We start from the raw sequence: 15,902 nt of genomic DNA, 5'->3' as shown, positions 1-15,902 counted from the left end.
TATAATACATTCCAAAATTTTCTGTGCAACCTCTTTTTTAAAATTCTTTTAATTAATTTAATTTTTCACGCTTTTCGTTCAATAAACGTCCAAAAAACACCTGGATCGTTTATTTTTCATTCAAAACCAGTTCATCAGATATTAAAAAGGCCCCTAACTTTTGATTAGGAGCCTTTTTGAGATGAGTAATTTAAGCTAATAATTAGCCCAACCACTTTCTCGCATTTTGGAACAAGCGCAACCATGGTGCCTGCTCTTGCCATTCACTTGGGTGCCAGCTGTGCTGAACAGTACGATACACACGCTCTGGGTGAGGCATCATGATAGTCACTCGACCGTCTTCGGACGTTAACCCCGTCACACCTTGCGCAGAACCATTCGGGTTGAATGGGTAACGTTCCGTTGCTTGACCGTAGTTATCAACATAACGTAACGAAATCTGGTTCGCCGCAGCCAAAGTTGCCATATCTTGATCGTCACGATATTCCGTTAGACCCTCGCCATGAGCAACGACTATCGGTAGACGAGAACCTTCCATGCCAGCCAGTAAGATAGAGTTCGACTTTTGAACTTCTACTTGCACTAGACGAGCCTCAAACTGAGAAGATTGGTTACGAACAAACTTCGGCCAATGAGCAGCACCTGGAATCAACTCGTATAAATTCGACAACATCTGACAACCATTACACACCCCAAGGGTGAATGTATCAGGACGGTTGAAGAAAGCTTCGAATTGCTCACGAGCAACTGGGTTGAAAAGGATAGACTTCGCCCAACCTTCACCTGCACCCAATACGTCACCGTACGAGAAACCACCACAAGCGACTAAACCACTAAATTGATCCAGCGTCGTACGACCAGACAAGATGTCACTCATGTGAACATCAACCGGTGTGAAACCTGCTTTATGGAAAGCAGCTGCCATTTCAACTTGGCCATTTACACCCTGCTCACGTAAGACAGCAATCTTTGGTTTAACACCAGAAGCAATGAAGGCTGCAACAATATCTTCATTTTGATCGAATCGAATATCTGCAGATAAGCCAGGATCTTTCGCATCAAGCAAGTTATCAAATTCTTGCTGTGCAGACTCGGGATTATCACGCAATGCTTGAATTCGGTAGCTGGTTTCTGACCACACACGCTGCCAATTAATACGCGATTCTTCAAGAAGCGTTTCGCCAGCAAAACGAATACGAATGCTATCGTCACCAGACAAGGTAGCAATAGAAGCAACAGCGACGCCTACTTTTGCATAAGCCGCAACAATAGCCACCACATCGGATTCATTGACTTGAACCACTGCACCCAATTCTTCGTTGAATAATGCCGGAGCGACTTGTTGGCGATCAGCAACCACTTCATCAAGATCAATGTTTAAACCTAGATGACTCGCAAATGACATTTCAACCAAGGTTGCAAACACACCACCGTCAGAACGGTCATGGTAAGCCAACAATTTGCCCTCTGCATTAAGTGCTTGCGTCGTATCGAAGAAGCCAGCCAACGTAGCGGCATCATCCACATCTGGTGCTTGCTGACCCAGTTTATTGTAAACCTGAGCAATAACAGAACCGCCTAGGCGATTTTTACCAGCACCTAAATCGATCAACAATAAGCGCGTATCCGCTTTGTTTTGCAGCTCTGGTGTTAGTGTCTTACGAACATCCGTTACTGGTGCAAAAGCAGAGATAACCAAAGAAAGCGGAGACGTTACTGCCTTTTCTTTGCCATCTTCTTTCCATACGGTCTTCATCGACATAGAGTCTTTACCCACTGGAATGGCAATATCCAATGCTGGACACAATTCCATACCCACTGCTTTTACAGTTTGGTAAAGCTTTTCATCTTCGCCTTCGTGACCCGCCGCCGCCATCCAATTTGCAGACAACTTAATGTTGCTACGCTTAGTAATGTGCGCTGCAGCCAAGTTCGTTAAGGCTTCACCCACCGCCATGCGACCCGATGCGGGTGCATCCAACAAAGCAACAGGAGTACGCTCACCCATGGTCATGGCTTCACCGGTGTAGCTTTCTAGAGAGGAGGTTGTTACCGCCACGTCTGCTACAGGCACTTGCCATGGACCAACCATTTGATCGCGAGCTACCATGCCTGTAATGGAACGGTCACCGATAGTGATCAAAAAGTTTTTACTTGCTACGGTTGGCAAACTCAACACGCGATTTGCCGCCTCAACCAAATCCACATCAACTGCAGTAAAGTCATCACCAGCAATCATGGCTTTTTTGGCTTCACGGTGCATTTTAGGTGGCTTGCCAAACAATACAGACATTGGCAAATCAACGGGATTGTTATCGAAATGCTCATCCGCTACTTGCAAATGCATTTCTTCTTTTGCTTCACCAACGATAGCGAAAGGACAACGCTCACGCTCACAAATCGCCGTAAACTCTTCAATACGATCAGGAGAAACGGCCATAACATAACGCTCTTGCGATTCGTTACACCAGATTTCTAGTGGCGACATGCCTGGCTCATCGTTAAGCACCTTGCGCAAATCAAAGTTACCACCGCGCTCGCCATCTTTAACCAACTCAGGCAAAGCGTTAGACAAACCACCCGCACCCACATCATGGATGAAGCTGATTGGGTTTTTATCGCCAAGCTGCCAACAACGGTCAATAACTTCCTGACAACGGCGCTCCATTTCTGGGTTGCCACGTTGTACAGAAGCAAAATCTAAATCTTCATTACCATCGGCAGACGCCATAGAAGATGCCGCACCACCGCCAAGACCGATCAACATGGCAGGACCGCCTAGAACGATTAACTTAGCGCCTACTTTGATCTCTTTTTTCTCAACATGCTCACGACGAATGTTACCGATGCCGCCAGCCAGCATGATGGGTTTGTGATAACCACGTACTTCTTCTTTGGACGCACCTTGAATAGCTTGCTCGTAAGTACGGAAATAACCCAATAGATTTGGACGACCAAACTCATTGTTAAATGCCGCACCACCGATTGGCCCTTCAATCATGATATCCAAAGGCGTTACGATACGAGACGGCTTACCGTACTGACTTTCCCATGGCTGTTCAAAGCCTGGAATTTTAAGATCCGATACAGTGTAACCACTTAAACCTGCTTTTGGTTTTGCACCAACACCGGTTGCACCTTCGTCACGAATCTCACCACCAGAGCCAGTCGCGGCCCCTGAAAAAGGCGCTATCGCTGTTGGATGGTTATGAGTTTCCACCTTCATCAGTATGTCGATGTGCTCGTGGCTAAAGTCATACTCACGAGTCTCTGCTGACGGGAAGAAACGCCCTCCAAAGTGACCTTCCATCACCGCAGCATTGTCTTTATATGCTGACAAGGTGCCGTGGGGATTATGTTCGTGTGTGTTCTTGATCATTTTGAACAAAGAGCGCTCTTGCTCTTCACCATCAATGGTCCAAGACGCATTAAAAATTTTGTGACGACAATGCTCTGAGTTTGCTTGCGCAAACATCATTAGCTCTACATCGATTGGATTACGGCCCAACTCAATGAAAGATTCAACAAGGTAATCAATTTCGTCTTCAGCAAGGGCCAGACCAAGCGTTTGGTTTGCCTCAACCAAAGCAGCACGGCCACCACCTAGCACATCAACACTTGTCATGGGTGCAGGCTCTGCATGAGAGAACATGTCAGACGCGTCGCTCAATGCCGGAAGCACGCTTTCTGTCATGCGGTCATGCAACATAGCTGACAACAAATCTAGCTCTTCAAGCGACAATGGCGCTGAGCTATGAATAAAGTATTCCACGCCACGTTCAACGCGGGATACGGCCGCAAGGCCACAGTTATGAAGGATATCGGTTGCTTTCGATGACCAAGGTGAAATCGTTCCTAAACGAGGAACCACTAAAACACTTTGATCAGATGAACTGACTTGGGAGGATTTAGGACCGTAGGCCAAAGCGCGTTGTAGAACAGTTTCCTGCTCAGCGGTTAGCGTTTGATTATCAGCCAGCTCCACAAAATGGAGAAATTGCGCATCAACATCGGTTACCGATGAAATAGATGCTTGCATATTGGCTAATAACTTTGCCTTGCGAAACGCTGATAGCGCTGCGGAACCATGCAGAGTTAGCATGTTGAGTATTGCCTCACTTGGTAGTTTTGGGGAAATGGTGCGGGTATTTTAAATCAATGAGGCAAATAGAGGCTAGCAGAGTATGAAATTTCTACACTAAATGACGGAATTAATCGCCTAAATCGCCTCTTTTTGCCTGTTCTCTAAGCTTCTTTTTTTGTTCACGACGATATTGAAAGAACTGAGTGAGCTGTAAAGCAGCCGTTTCGGCCAATATACCAGATTCAACTGTCACTTTATGGTTAAGGAATGGCGCTTGAAAAAACCGTCCCTGACTCTCCACAATGCCGCTTTTAGGTTCCGTCGCTGCATACACTACTCTATCAATGCGCGCATGAACGATTGCCCCCGCACACATAGAGCAAGGTTCTAATGTGACATACAAGGTGGCACCGGGTAGGCGATAATTATTCATGCGTTTACATGCATCACGAATTGCCTGAATTTCAGCATGGGCAGTAGGGTCACATTGGGAAATAGGCGAGTTGTAACCTTCACCAATGATTTCGTTATTAAGCACGACAATCGCGCCTACTGGGATTTCGCTTTCTGATGCGGCTTTATCAGCCAGTAGAATTGCTCGCTCCATCCATTCTTGGTCTGTCATGTTTGATCTTCCTCAAGACAGCGACATTCGCTTAAATACACAATTGCCTTTAGTAGGCAAACCACTCTACACTCAGCACTACTGTCAAACCAAACTCGCTGAAATAGAACAAGGAGATTCAGTCATGCGCACAGTGGCCGACTTGATGATTACTAATTTGATTACCTTAAGAGAAAACGACTCTTTAGCGAAAGCCAAAGCATTAATGCAAGAAAAAAACATTAGAAACATCCCCATCGTAAATGACGAAGGCGAATGTGTTGGTATGCTCACACAACGTGAGTATTTACGTCATGCCTTCCATTTAGTTAGCCAGTTTGGCACTCAGCAGATCTCCAAAAAAGAGCAACAAACACCGATTGCCAACGCCATGAACAAGGACATACTGACCGTTAGCCCAGAAACAGAACTAAGCATGGCCGCAGAATTCTTTATCGAAAACAAATACGGCTGCCTGCCAGTGACCCAAAATAACAAACTCGTTGGCATTCTTACGCCGGTTGACTTCGTCAAACTTGCTCACAGAATGCTGACGGAATCTATCTAAGCATTGACGGCACGCTGATTAGAGTCAGAGGATTCGCATTGCGCCTCTTTCTCTACTCTTACATCAAGCGCTTGCACACCAAAGTCTGTGCTAGACAGCTCAAAGTTGACTGGCTGCCCTTTCCTAAGAGTTTTATGACCATCACAAGCAATCGACTTATAATGCACGAACACATCACTGCCTTCTTCTCGCTTGATAAATCCAACGCCTTTGGCGTCATTAAACCACTTTACTTTTCCCGTTAGTCTTTCCATTCTCTATCGCCTCTTTTTTTATTTTTATTAAAGTAAGCGTAGGGTCGAAAGCACAACACTTTCGACCCTTCAGTGTTTACAAAACGCGGTTACAAAGATTCAATACTGGTCTTTTGCTCTTCCAACTTAGTCACGGCAAGCTGCAAATCATCACACTTAGCGCGCTCCTTCTCTACCACTTCTATTGGCGCTTTGGCCACAAAGCTGTCATTTGAAAGTTTACCTTGTATACGCTCAAGCTCTTTTGTTGCCTTGTCTATTTCTTTTTGCAGACGAGCAATTTCAGCCTCTTTGTCGATTAGACCCGCCATAGGAACCAGTACTTCCATATCTCCCACTAACGCTGTCGCTGACATAGGTGCGGTATCACCAGCATACAACCAAGTCACAGACTCTAATTTTGCTAGGGTTTGTAGGAAAGTTACGTTCGCCTCTAAACGTGTCTTATCTTGCTCAGAGCCATTGCGTAATAAAATAGTCAGTGGCTTAGAAGGCGAAATATTCATTTCACCACGAATATTTCGAATACCTTCAATAACCCCTTTTAACCACTCTACGTCTGCTTCAGCTTGTACGTCTATTTTTGCCTCATCAGCGGCTGGGTATTTACCCAACATAATGGTCTCACCGGCAATACCTGCTAGCGGTGCAATCCGCTGCCAAATTTCTTCAGTCAAGAATGGCATCATTGGGTGTGCAAGACGGAGGAAAGCCTCCAATACACGAACCAAAGTGCGACGAGTGCCAGTCAATTGCGCCGAAGTAGCGTTTTCGTCCCACAGTACAGGCTTAGACAATTCCAAATACCAGTCACAGTATTCGTGCCACATAAACTCATACAATGCTTGCGACGCCAAATCAAAACGATGGGTATCAAAAGCACGATTAACAGCCTCTTCTGTACGCTGCAAACGAGAAATGATCCACTTATCCGCGAGGGACAACTCAACCTCTGCGCCATTTTGACCACAATCTTGATCTTCTGTATTCATCAACACATAACGTGTTGCGTTCCAAATCTTGTTACAGAAATTACGATAGCCTTCCAGACGGTTTAGATCGAACTTAATGTCACGACCACCAGACGCCAATGAGCAAAGTGTGAAACGCAATGCATCGGTACCGTACGCCTGAATACCTTCTGGGTAGGTTTCACGAGTATTCTTTTCAACTTTTTCAGCTAAACGAGGCTGCATCATGCCAGAGGTGCGTTTCGCGACCAAAGACTCAATATCAATACCATTGATCAAATCCAATGGATCAATAACGTTGCCTTTGGATTTTGACATTTTATCGCCACGTTCATCACGAATCAGACCTGTGATATAAACGGTTTTAAACGGTACTTTATTGGTAAACTTCAACGTCATCATGATCATTCTGGCCACCCAGAAGAAAATAATGTCGAAGCCTGTCACCAACACATCCGATTCACTGAATTCTGCAAAATCTGGTGTTTCTTCTGGCCAACCTTGCGTCGCAAAGGTCCAAAGAGCCGAAGAGAACCAAGTATCTAATACGTCTTCATCTTGGATCAGTTCAACATCAGCCGCTAGGCTGTATTTTGTACGAACCTCTTCTTCGCTCTTACCAACGTAATGTTTACCATCCGCATCGTACCATGCTGGAATTTGATGCCCCCACCACAACTGACGAGAAATACACCAATCCTGAAGGTCACGCATCCAAGCAAAATAGGTGTTTTCCCATTGCTTAGGTACAAACTGAATATCGCCATTTTCAACCGCTTCTATTGCTGGCTTAGCCAATGACTCAACCGCCACATACCATTGCTGCGTTAAATAAGGTTCAATAACCGTATTACCACGCTCACCACGTGGTACTTTCAATTTATGATCAACCACTTTCTCAAGCAAGCCAAGCGCATCAAAATCAGCAACCACGGCTTTACGAGCATCAAAACGATCCATGCCACGGTACTTTTCTGGCGCTACATCATTAATAGAAGCATCGTTGGTAAAAATGTTGATCAATGGCATGTCATGACGTTTGCCGACTTCATAGTCATTAAAATCATGGGCAGGTGTGATTTTCACACACCCCGTACCAAATTCTTTATCGACGTATTCATCGGCAACGATTGGTATACGACGACCCACTAATGGTAATTCAACAAACTTGCCAACAAGGTCAGTAAAACGCTCGTCATCTAAGGCAACCGCTACCGCAGCATCACCAAACATGGTTTCTGGACGTGTTGTCGCAACAACAATATGATCTTTACCATCAGCTGTTTTCACGCCATCAGCCAGTGGGTAACGGAAATACCACATGAAGCCATTTTCTTCTTCAGAAACCACTTCAAGATCAGATACGGCTGTATGTAAAACAGGATCCCAATTTACTAAACGTTGACCACGATAAATAATGCCTTCATCAAACAGACGAACAAACACTTCTTGAACCGCGGCAGACATGCCAGGGTCCATCGTAAAACGTTCTTTTTCCCAAGCAACAGAGTCACCTAAAACACGCATTTGATCGGAAATAGTACCACCAGATTGCGCTTTCCATTCCCACACTTTTTCAAGGAATTTTTCACGACCCAAGTCATGACGCGTGATGTTCTGGGCTGCTAATTGACGCTCCACTACCATCTGAGTCGCAATACCCGCATGGTCGGAACCTGGTTGCCACAATGTACGGCTGCCTTTCATACGCTCACGACGAATCATGGCGTCCATTAAGGTATGCTGAAAGGCATGCCCCATGTGCAAACTACCCGTAACGTTTGGCGGCGGAATCATGATAGAGAATGGAGAACCGTTGCCTTGAGGAGAAAAATATCCACCCTCTTCCCAACGTTTATAAATAGGCTGTTCAATACTTTGAGGTTGGTAGGTCTTTTCCATTATGATGTCTTAAGGCTCTTATATAGCAATCAATTGTAAGTGGAAGAATTATAACGTGTCATAACAAGATAAAGAATAACACGTAAAGAATTAAGCCGTCTGCCAAGGCACAAAACGACGGTTATTTTGTTTGCATTACTCTTTTTGATTCACCCCAGCACCTTCCGCCTGCAACGCTTGCATAACTTCCGCTACTAAGTCAGGCAAACGCCTCTCAAGCACGCTGGCGATGGCTTTAGCAATCAACTCTTGCGACAAAGCCGACTCCGTTACGACATCGTTCAGCGTCACCACCCCATCAAGCGAATCATCATGTGGCTCGTCTAGAGCATCCTCCACAGAATCATCATATGGCTCGTCTAAAGCATCTTTCACAGAATCATCTGGTACATTGTCTTCTAATTGCGCTTTATGCAGCAATGCACTCGGCTCTTCAGCGTTGCCAAGAGGTTGTGTTATATGCACGTCCTGCATCACAGGTATAGGTTTTATCTCTGCGACGATGTCCATCAGAATGGGAATATCATCTTGGTTGCGCAAAGCAGACATCAAGATTTCTTCATCTGGTTCAAAAACACCATCATCATATTGAGTGGCTAAATCTGACATAGGAAAAACCAACATTAAGAAAGCAAAATACAAGCGTTAAACAAAGCGACTTGCTTAACTCATCATTCAAAGCCCTCAACTTTCGCACTGAAAAACACAAAAGTCTACCCCATTGGGTAAAAGCCATTCATCAATATCACTGGAATAAAAATAACGCTTTAATCAGATGCACCTTCCTCTGCACAGAACGTACTGAGCCATTGCCATACAGAAACACCGCCATAAAAAAAGCAGGGACAAATAATTGCACCTGCTTTTGATGTTACTTTTTTAAAATGAATGTGGAAACTTAGGCTTTTGCCAGCAAATAACGAGTTAACAAAGCAACAGGGCGACCACTGGCACCTTTAGCAGCGCCACCAGCCCAAGCCGTACCAGCAATATCCAAATGCGCCCAAGGGTAAGACCCAGTAAAGCGAGACAAGAAACAAGCGGCAGTGACTGAACCGGCTTCCGGACCACCAATGTTGGCAATATCAGCGAAGTTACTATCCAGCTGTTGCTGATACTCTTCATCTAACGGCATTTGCCAAATTTTATCCGCTGCGACTTGGCTAGCGGTTTTTAGTTCCGCCGCTAAATCATCATTGTTTGCGTACATGCCAGAATTCACGCTACCCAAAGCCACCACACAAGCCCCCGTTAGCGTGGCAATATCCACAACCGATTTAGGCTTAAAACGCTCGATGTAAGTCAACGCATCACAAAGCACCAAACGGCCTTCGGCATCAGTATTCAAAATCTCTACCGTTTGACCTGACATGGTTTTCACGATATCGCCAGGCTTAGTCGCACGACCACTTGGCATATTTTCAGCCGCAGCGATCACCGCAGTGAAGTTAAGTTTTGGCTTTAACTCACAAATCGCCTTCATCGTACCAAATACGCTAGCCGCACCACACATGTCGTATTTCATTTCGTCCATTTTAGGACCTGGCTTCAAGGAAATACCACCCGTATCAAAGGTAATACCCTTACCGAGCAGAACATGAGGCGCTTCACCCTCTTCTCCACCACGGTAGTTCATCACGATTAAATAGCTTGGCTGATCGCTACCATGACCAACGGACAACAAGCAATGCATGCCTAACTCATCCATTTTGCTTTCGTCTAGTAACTCAACACCAATACTGTACTCTTCCCCTAGCTGCTGCGCTTTAGATGCCAAGTAACTTGGCGTACAAACGTTACCAGGAAGGTTGCCTAGTTGACGAGCAAACGCAGAACCTTTCGCCGTCGCTGTGCCAATGGCCAACGCGGCTTCATCCGTGCCTTCTAACAACAAAGATGTCACTTTTGTCGCTTTTTCAGCATCGTCTTTTTTAAAGCCAAGGAAGTTATAGAAACCTTCATTTAACCATTGAGCCACCAGAGCAAGTACATCGGACTGAGAACGATTTTTCAATACTAAGCCAGCACTCGCAACGGCAACCGATGCGAAAGGCAAGCCTTTAATTTGGGCAGCCACGGCCGCAACCACTTTACGAGCTTGCATGTCGCTCAACTGAGCATCTTTACCAATCCCCACCAACAACACGGCCTGTGCGAAGTCTTGCGATACACCAGGCAACAATAGCGTTTGCGCTACGCCACCTTTAAACACACCCGTTTCGCGTAATTGAGAGACTTGCCCATTGGCATTCTCATCCACCCAAGCCGTTGACTCAGGCAAGTCACCTTCACTTGGAACAAATGCAACAAGCAAATCCGCTTGCACGCTAGATAAGCGATCAAATAACGCCATATTCATGAAAAAAACCTCAATAAAATAACTTTAAGACAGTGGTACAAGACGAAAAATTGAACCAATATGCGATAAAAACGCGCCTTAACCTGCGTTAAAACCTTATTTTTCAGACTATCATCATTCTTCTGTTTAATAACAGCTTCGCCATGCAAAGGTCTCATTTTAAAAAAAACTGGATAATAACCTTCTTACCACGAGATAATGGGGGCTTTAGATATGTAATCAACTCTATGCTTAATAAAGCAGAATCCATCCAGAGGTGACCTTGAGACTATTCAGATACTTAGCGAAAGAAGTGCTTGTGTCAACCGTTGGCGTGACGCTTATTTTATTGCTCGTCATCCTAAGTGGAAGAATATCAAGCTACTTGGGGCGTATCGCCGAAGGAAAAATGACCTTCGAATTTCTATTCGTTATTCTTGGCTATCACATTCCCAGCTTTGTTCAGATGATCATACCGTTAGCGTTTTTTCTGTCATTACTATTGGCATTCGGGCGCCTTTATATAGAAAACGAAATGTCAGTATTGTTTTCAAGCGGCATCAGTAAAATCAAACTGGCTGGCTACACGCTTGGCATTGCCTGCATAGTCGGAACCGTTAGCGCCACCATAAATTTTTGGCTAGCACCCTTAAGCGAATACCGCGCAGCAGAAGCATCCGAAGCACAAAATCAACTGTCTGCCTTCGATTTTTTAATACCTGGCCGCTTTGAAGGCAGTGGACAACGCACTACTTATTTAGACAGCTTTACTCCCGATGAAGGTTGGATGAAACAAATCTTCATTTCAGACGTGGTTCGCAAAAAAAACCAAAATATCCCCACACAAACGCTAGCCGCTTATGCAGAGCAAATACGCATTAGCTCGGAAGGTAACCGAAACTATCTTGTGTTCAAAGATGGCACCCGATACGAAGGCAAACCTGGTACGGCCAATTATCGCATCACCCATTTCGACACTTACGCCATTCGTATGGAAAATCAAGACAGCAGTGTCATAGACGATCCCTATACACAAAGCACCCTAACACTGATACAGAGTGAAAAACTGATCGATAAAGTCGAGCTGCAATGGCGAATTTCATTGGTCATTATGATCCCTATTCTTGCCATCATTGGGCTCTCATTGAGTCAAGTAAACCCAAGACAAGGACGCTTTTTCAAAATGCTACCGGCCATTTTGTTGATGATACTGTATATCGCTCTTCTCATTTGGGGACGAACAGCATTGGAAAAAGACAAAATACCCATTCAACTCGGTTTATGGTGGATACACAGCATCTTCATACTCGTCGCCGCTGTGCTGTTTGCACAATACAATCAAGTCTTTGAGCGTCGCAAAGCCAGACTCCCCAACATAGCGGATACAAACGAGTAATCGATATGAACAGAATAGACAGATACATTGGAAACAGCGTTTTATGGGGCTTCTTAATTGTCGCCGTTGTTCTGCTTGGATTGGATTTTGCCCTAACCTTCATCGAGCAAATTAAAAAAGTAAACGACAACTACACACTGCAATCCTTACTGCAAGTCATCCTGTATCGTTTACCCGGCAAGCTAGCAGAATACATTCCCATTGCCTCATTGATTGGTACATTAATGGGATTAGGGACCCTTGCCGCTACCTCTGAATTGACCGTTATGCGTGCAGCCGGTATGCCGATCTGGCGTATTGGCTTTGCGGCATGCCAGCCCATACTGTTCGTTTCTTTAATGGGCATGGGAATATCAGAATTTGTTGCACCAGCGGCCGAACAAAAAGCCAATTTGATTGAGAAATTCAAAAACCAAGCCAGCGGAACATTCTCACTCAGCGGCGGCGTCTGGCTAAAAGCCGATAACAACTTTGTTTATATCGATGCCGCCGACGACACAGGAACACTATACGGTATAGAAATATTTGCGCCCAAAGAACAAGAATTAAAATACACAAGAAGAGCCGCTACTGCGCAACACCTGCAAGGTTCACAATGGCAGCTTAACGATGTCACGGAAACACGCTTCTTTCCAGATCGCATAGAAACAAAAAGCTTACCCAACGCAGAATGGACTGTCAGCATTACGCCGGAAAACTTATTTTTGGCTTCACAAGACCCCGAAACGCTGTCTCTTAGCCAATTATTGAACTACCAAACCTATCTTCGCCAAGAAAAGCTCGATGCATCCCAATATGAATTAGAGTTTTGGATTACCGCTTTACGCCCTGTGGCCTCCCTAGCTCTAGTCCTCGTCGCGCTTTCCAGTGTTTTTGGACCATTACGCTCTTCCACAATGGGCGGGCGTATCTTCTCAGGAGTCATCATTGGTTTAGCCTTCCAAAATGCCCTGAATATATTTGGAAGAATGAGTATTGCAGTAAGCTTCCCCCCTATTATAGGGGTCAGCATTCCCATCATCATCTGCTTATTAGCGGGTATCATATTGGTGAGACGCAGAGGTTAGCGCCTCACCAAAACATCAAGAGGCGATAAAACGAGCAATTCTCGTCAAAGCCTCTTGCAATCTAGACTCGTCGCATGTGTAAGCAAACCGCACATATTTATGAGCGTCTTTGATACCAAAGTCAGCCCCTGGAGTGAGTGCCACCTTTTCCTCTTCCAGCAACGCTAAACACCAGGCCATCGCATCTTGTGTGACACCAGACACATCAACGTAAACATAGAACGCCCCATGAGCTGGCGCCACAACGGGTAAGCCTATCGCCTCTAACCCAGCCAAAAGCATCAGGCGCCTCGCATTTAAGGTCTGACGACGCGCTTCGCACTCAGCCAACACATCGGGCTCAAATGCACTAATAGCGGCATACTGAGACACACTTGGCGCGGCAATAAACAGGTTTTGCGCCAACTTTGTCGCCCCCTCAATCGCCCAATCCGGCACCACTAACCACCCCAATCGCCACCCCGTCATGGCAAAGTATTTTGAGAAACTATTAATGACAAAAATATCATCAGAAATGGACAAAGCCGAAAAGTCATCGCCCTCATAAACCAAACCCTGGTAGATTTCATCGACCAACAAATGCCCACCAAGCCCCTTCACTTTTTCCCATGCTTTCGCAATATAAGATTGGCTCAGTACCGCACCCGTCGGATTAGATGGCGAAGCAAGCCAAAGTCCACAAGTGCTCTCACCCCAATGATGCTCTAACGTATTTAAATCCATTTCAAAACCATTCTCGGGCAAGGTTTCGACCAACTTGGCTTTTGCGCCAGACTGAATCAAAAAGTGGCGATTACATGGATAACATGGGTCTGGCATCAGCACGTCTTCGTCAGGGTTCACCATCAGCGATGCCATTAGCAATAAAGCACCGGAGGCTCCTGGCGTAACAATGATTCGCTCTGGAGAGACGTTCACCTGATAGCGGCTACTATAATAGTCACTAATCGCGCGTTTGAGATCTGGCAATCCCGTTGCCGAAGTGTAACCCGTCTTACCTTGTTGAATAGCTGCTATACCGGCAGTAGCGACGGCCTTCACAGCAACAAAATCGGGCTCACCAATCTCAAGATGAATCACATCTTCACCCTGCGATTGCAGTTGCTTCGCCCGAGCCAAAACGGCCATCACCTGAAAGGGCGCAATTTGTTCCACCCTTGCTGCTAACTTATGCCTTTCCATCCAGCTTTCTCTACCTTTCTCTACCTGTTTCAAAAATATCGCGACATTTTACGCAAAAAATGTGGTTAACGAGCACATTATCTGGTAAGTTTCCGCCCGAAAATAAATCACCTAATTTTATTGGTTACAGGCTACCACAATGGAAACCTGCGAAGTGAGGCAATGCGTATGCCAAATATGAACCCTGAGTCATTAATGAAAGACTTCACTCCTTATGTTGCTAAGGATGGCGAAGAATACATGAACGAGAACCAGTTGGCGCACTTTAAAAGCATCCTACTCAACTGGAAACAAAATCTTATGGAAGAGGTTGATCGTACTGTTCACCATCTGAAAGAAGAAGCTGTGAATTATGCCGATCCAAATGATCGAGCTAGCCAAGAGGAAGAGTTTAGCCTAGAACTTCGCGCACGTGATCGTGAACGTAAACTGGTTAAAAAGATCTCTCAGACCATCGAGTTAATTGACAACGACGATTATGGCTACTGTGAAGAGTGCGGTATAGAAATCGGCATTCGTCGCTTAGAAGCTCGTCCTACTGCCACTATGTGTATTGACTGCAAAACACTAGCGGAAATTAAAGAGAGACAAATCGGCGGCTAACGCTAAGTACTTTAAAACAGTGCCTAATTACGCCAATCCTGTTATGCCTCTCTATCGTGGCCGTTTTGCGCCTTCGCCAACCGGCCCACTCCATTTTGGCTCGCTAGTCAGCGCATTAGCGAGCTATTTGGATGCCAAAAAAAACCATGGTTCTTGGGTTATTCGCCTTGAAGACGTAGATGGCACACGCTGCAAGACAGAATTTGCCGAACAGATCGTAACCACCCTTCACAGCTATCAGCTTTTTTCTGATGAAAACATTCGAATACAAAGCCAGCATAGCGACATATACGAATACTATTTGTCATTATTAAAACAGCATGGGCAAGTCTTTCCATGCAATTGCACGAGACAATCTCTCGCTCCAAATGATGGCAACCACCCCTTGGAATGCAACAGTAGCATCAAAAAACCACACTCTTGGCGACTAAAAGCCAGCTCAACCGTTTATCAATGCCAAGATCGCATTCAAGATACTCTGATTTTTACTGACGACCTAAAAAACAGCCCAGTACTGAAACGAAAAGATGATTTCTTCTCCTATCAGCTGGCTGTCGTGGTTGACGATCACCTACAAAACATTACCCACCTCGTCAGAGGTGCAGATTTAATTGAAACCACGGCCCAGCAACTTCATCTTTATCACCTCTTTGGCTGGACACCACCCAGTATTTGTCATATCCCTCTCATCACCAATCATATTGGCGATAAAATCAGCAAACAAAATCATGCAAAACCCATTAAAAATAGCCACTTACCGACCCTGCTACGCGCCCTTCATTACCTTAAAATTGACCTAAACGCCCCTACCACCATCGCTGAAGCCCTTTCACAGTCAGTAGAAGCGTGGGATCCAGATAAACTCAAAGCGCTTAAGGATCTGCCACTGGAAGAGCAAGACCTGCATTTCATCTAAGTCGCCACCCACGCCAC

The 15,902-nt window shown here is 45.3% G+C and carries 12 protein-coding genes; 5 read left to right on the top strand and 7 right to left on the bottom strand.

The features are described 5' to 3' along the window. Positions 1-202: 202 nt before the first annotated feature. Together purL and tadA are read right to left on the bottom strand one after the other, a co-directional pair. The gene (purL, locus tag DKT73_RS13855; protein WP_111639150.1) at positions 203-4,102 is read right to left on the bottom strand and encodes a phosphoribosylformylglycinamidine synthase; all 3,900 of its coding nucleotides are present in this window, start codon (positions 4,100-4,102) and stop codon (positions 203-205) included. Positions 4,103-4,211: 109 nt separating this feature from the next. After that, on the bottom strand, positions 4,212-4,709 hold the full coding sequence (gene tadA / locus DKT73_RS13850) for a tRNA adenosine(34) deaminase TadA (RefSeq protein WP_111639149.1): 498 nt from the start codon (positions 4,707-4,709) through the stop codon (positions 4,212-4,214). On the opposite strand from tadA, the gene DKT73_RS13845 reads away from it, so the two are divergent. Then, on the top strand, positions 4,708-5,256 hold the full coding sequence (locus tag DKT73_RS13845) for a CBS domain-containing protein (RefSeq protein ID WP_232827882.1): 549 nt from the start codon (positions 4,708-4,710) through the stop codon (positions 5,254-5,256). The genes tadA and DKT73_RS13845 overlap by 2 nt on opposite strands. On the opposite strand, the gene DKT73_RS13840 is transcribed toward DKT73_RS13845, so the two are convergent. From DKT73_RS13840 to DKT73_RS13825, 4 genes are all read right to left on the bottom strand, one after another. Continuing rightward, positions 5,253-5,510 (bottom strand): cold-shock protein, encoded by a 258-nt coding sequence (locus DKT73_RS13840; RefSeq protein ID WP_111639148.1) that lies wholly within the window; start codon positions 5,508-5,510, stop codon positions 5,253-5,255. The genes DKT73_RS13845 and DKT73_RS13840 overlap by 4 nt on opposite strands. 89 nt (positions 5,511-5,599) lie before the next feature. Further along, positions 5,600-8,383 carry a valine--tRNA ligase gene (locus tag DKT73_RS13835; RefSeq protein ID WP_111639147.1) on the bottom strand — a complete coding sequence of 928 codons (2,784 nt, stop codon included), beginning with the start codon at positions 8,381-8,383 and terminating at the stop codon, positions 5,600-5,602. A gap of 135 nt (positions 8,384-8,518) precedes the next feature. Next, a complete protein-coding gene (locus DKT73_RS13830) occupies positions 8,519-8,992 on the bottom strand; it encodes a hypothetical protein (RefSeq protein ID WP_111639146.1) in 474 nt (157 codons plus the stop codon). 289 nt (positions 8,993-9,281) lie between these two features. Further along, on the bottom strand, positions 9,282-10,742 hold the full coding sequence (locus tag DKT73_RS13825; RefSeq protein WP_111639145.1) for a leucyl aminopeptidase: 1,461 nt from the start codon (positions 10,740-10,742) through the stop codon (positions 9,282-9,284). Positions 10,743-10,998: 256 nt separating this feature from the next. Between DKT73_RS13825 and lptF the strand changes: the two genes are divergently transcribed. Together lptF and lptG are read left to right on the top strand one after the other, a co-directional pair. Further along, a complete protein-coding gene (gene lptF, locus DKT73_RS13820) occupies positions 10,999-12,117 on the top strand; it encodes an LPS export ABC transporter permease LptF (RefSeq protein ID WP_111639144.1) in 1,119 nt (372 codons plus the stop codon). Positions 12,118-12,122: 5 nt separating this feature from the next. Next, positions 12,123-13,184: an LPS export ABC transporter permease LptG gene (gene lptG / locus DKT73_RS13815; protein ID WP_111639143.1), complete on the top strand. Its 1,062-nt coding sequence runs from the start codon at positions 12,123-12,125 to the stop codon at positions 13,182-13,184. A 15-nt stretch (positions 13,185-13,199) separates the two neighbouring features. Here the strand turns inward: lptG and DKT73_RS13810 are convergent, their stop codons facing one another. Then, complete coding sequence (locus tag DKT73_RS13810; RefSeq protein WP_111639142.1) at positions 13,200-14,366, bottom strand: aminotransferase class I/II-fold pyridoxal phosphate-dependent enzyme; 1,167 nt, start codon at positions 14,364-14,366, stop codon at positions 13,200-13,202. Between the two features lie 168 nt (positions 14,367-14,534). Here DKT73_RS13810 and dksA point away from each other — a divergent pair, with 168 nt between their 5' ends. Together dksA and gluQRS are read left to right on the top strand one after the other, a co-directional pair. Further along, the gene (dksA, locus tag DKT73_RS13805; RefSeq protein WP_111606847.1) at positions 14,535-14,969 is read left to right on the top strand and encodes an RNA polymerase-binding protein DksA; all 435 of its coding nucleotides are present in this window, start codon (positions 14,535-14,537) and stop codon (positions 14,967-14,969) included. Positions 14,970-14,988: 19 nt separating this feature from the next. Beyond that, entirely contained in the window at positions 14,989-15,885 is an 897-nt protein-coding gene (gluQRS, locus tag DKT73_RS13800; protein WP_111639141.1) for a tRNA glutamyl-Q(34) synthetase GluQRS, read from the top strand. The last annotated feature ends 17 nt before the right edge of the window (positions 15,886-15,902 follow it).

Source organism: Marinomonas shanghaiensis, from assembly GCF_003259175.1.
GTDB lineage: Bacteria > Pseudomonadota > Gammaproteobacteria > Pseudomonadales > Marinomonadaceae > Marinomonas > Marinomonas shanghaiensis.
The sequence above is the reverse complement of the archived record's forward strand: the minus strand, read 5'-3'. Positions and strand labels throughout refer to the sequence as shown.

Coding starts and splice junctions, on each gene's coding strand:
- purL (WP_111639150.1), bottom strand. CDS start 4,102: ATGCTAACTCTGCATGGTTCCGCAGCGCTATCAGCGTTTCGCAAGGCA.
- DKT73_RS13845 (WP_232827882.1), top strand. CDS start 4,708: ATGTTTGATCTTCCTCAAGACAGCGACATTCGCTTAAATACACAATTG.
- tadA (WP_111639149.1), bottom strand. CDS start 4,709: ATGACAGACCAAGAATGGATGGAGCGAGCAATTCTACTGGCTGATAAA.
- DKT73_RS13840 (WP_111639148.1), bottom strand. CDS start 5,510: ATGGAAAGACTAACGGGAAAAGTAAAGTGGTTTAATGACGCCAAAGGC.
- DKT73_RS13835 (WP_111639147.1), bottom strand. CDS start 8,383: ATGGAAAAGACCTACCAACCTCAAAGTATTGAACAGCCTATTTATAAA.
- DKT73_RS13830 (WP_111639146.1), bottom strand. CDS start 8,992: ATGTCAGATTTAGCCACTCAATATGATGATGGTGTTTTTGAACCAGAT.
- DKT73_RS13825 (WP_111639145.1), bottom strand. CDS start 10,742: ATGAATATGGCGTTATTTGATCGCTTATCTAGCGTGCAAGCGGATTTG.
- lptG (WP_111639143.1), top strand. CDS start 12,123: ATGAACAGAATAGACAGATACATTGGAAACAGCGTTTTATGGGGCTTC.
- DKT73_RS13810 (WP_111639142.1), bottom strand. CDS start 14,366: ATGGAAAGGCATAAGTTAGCAGCAAGGGTGGAACAAATTGCGCCCTTT.
- dksA (WP_111606847.1), top strand. CDS start 14,535: ATGCCAAATATGAACCCTGAGTCATTAATGAAAGACTTCACTCCTTAT.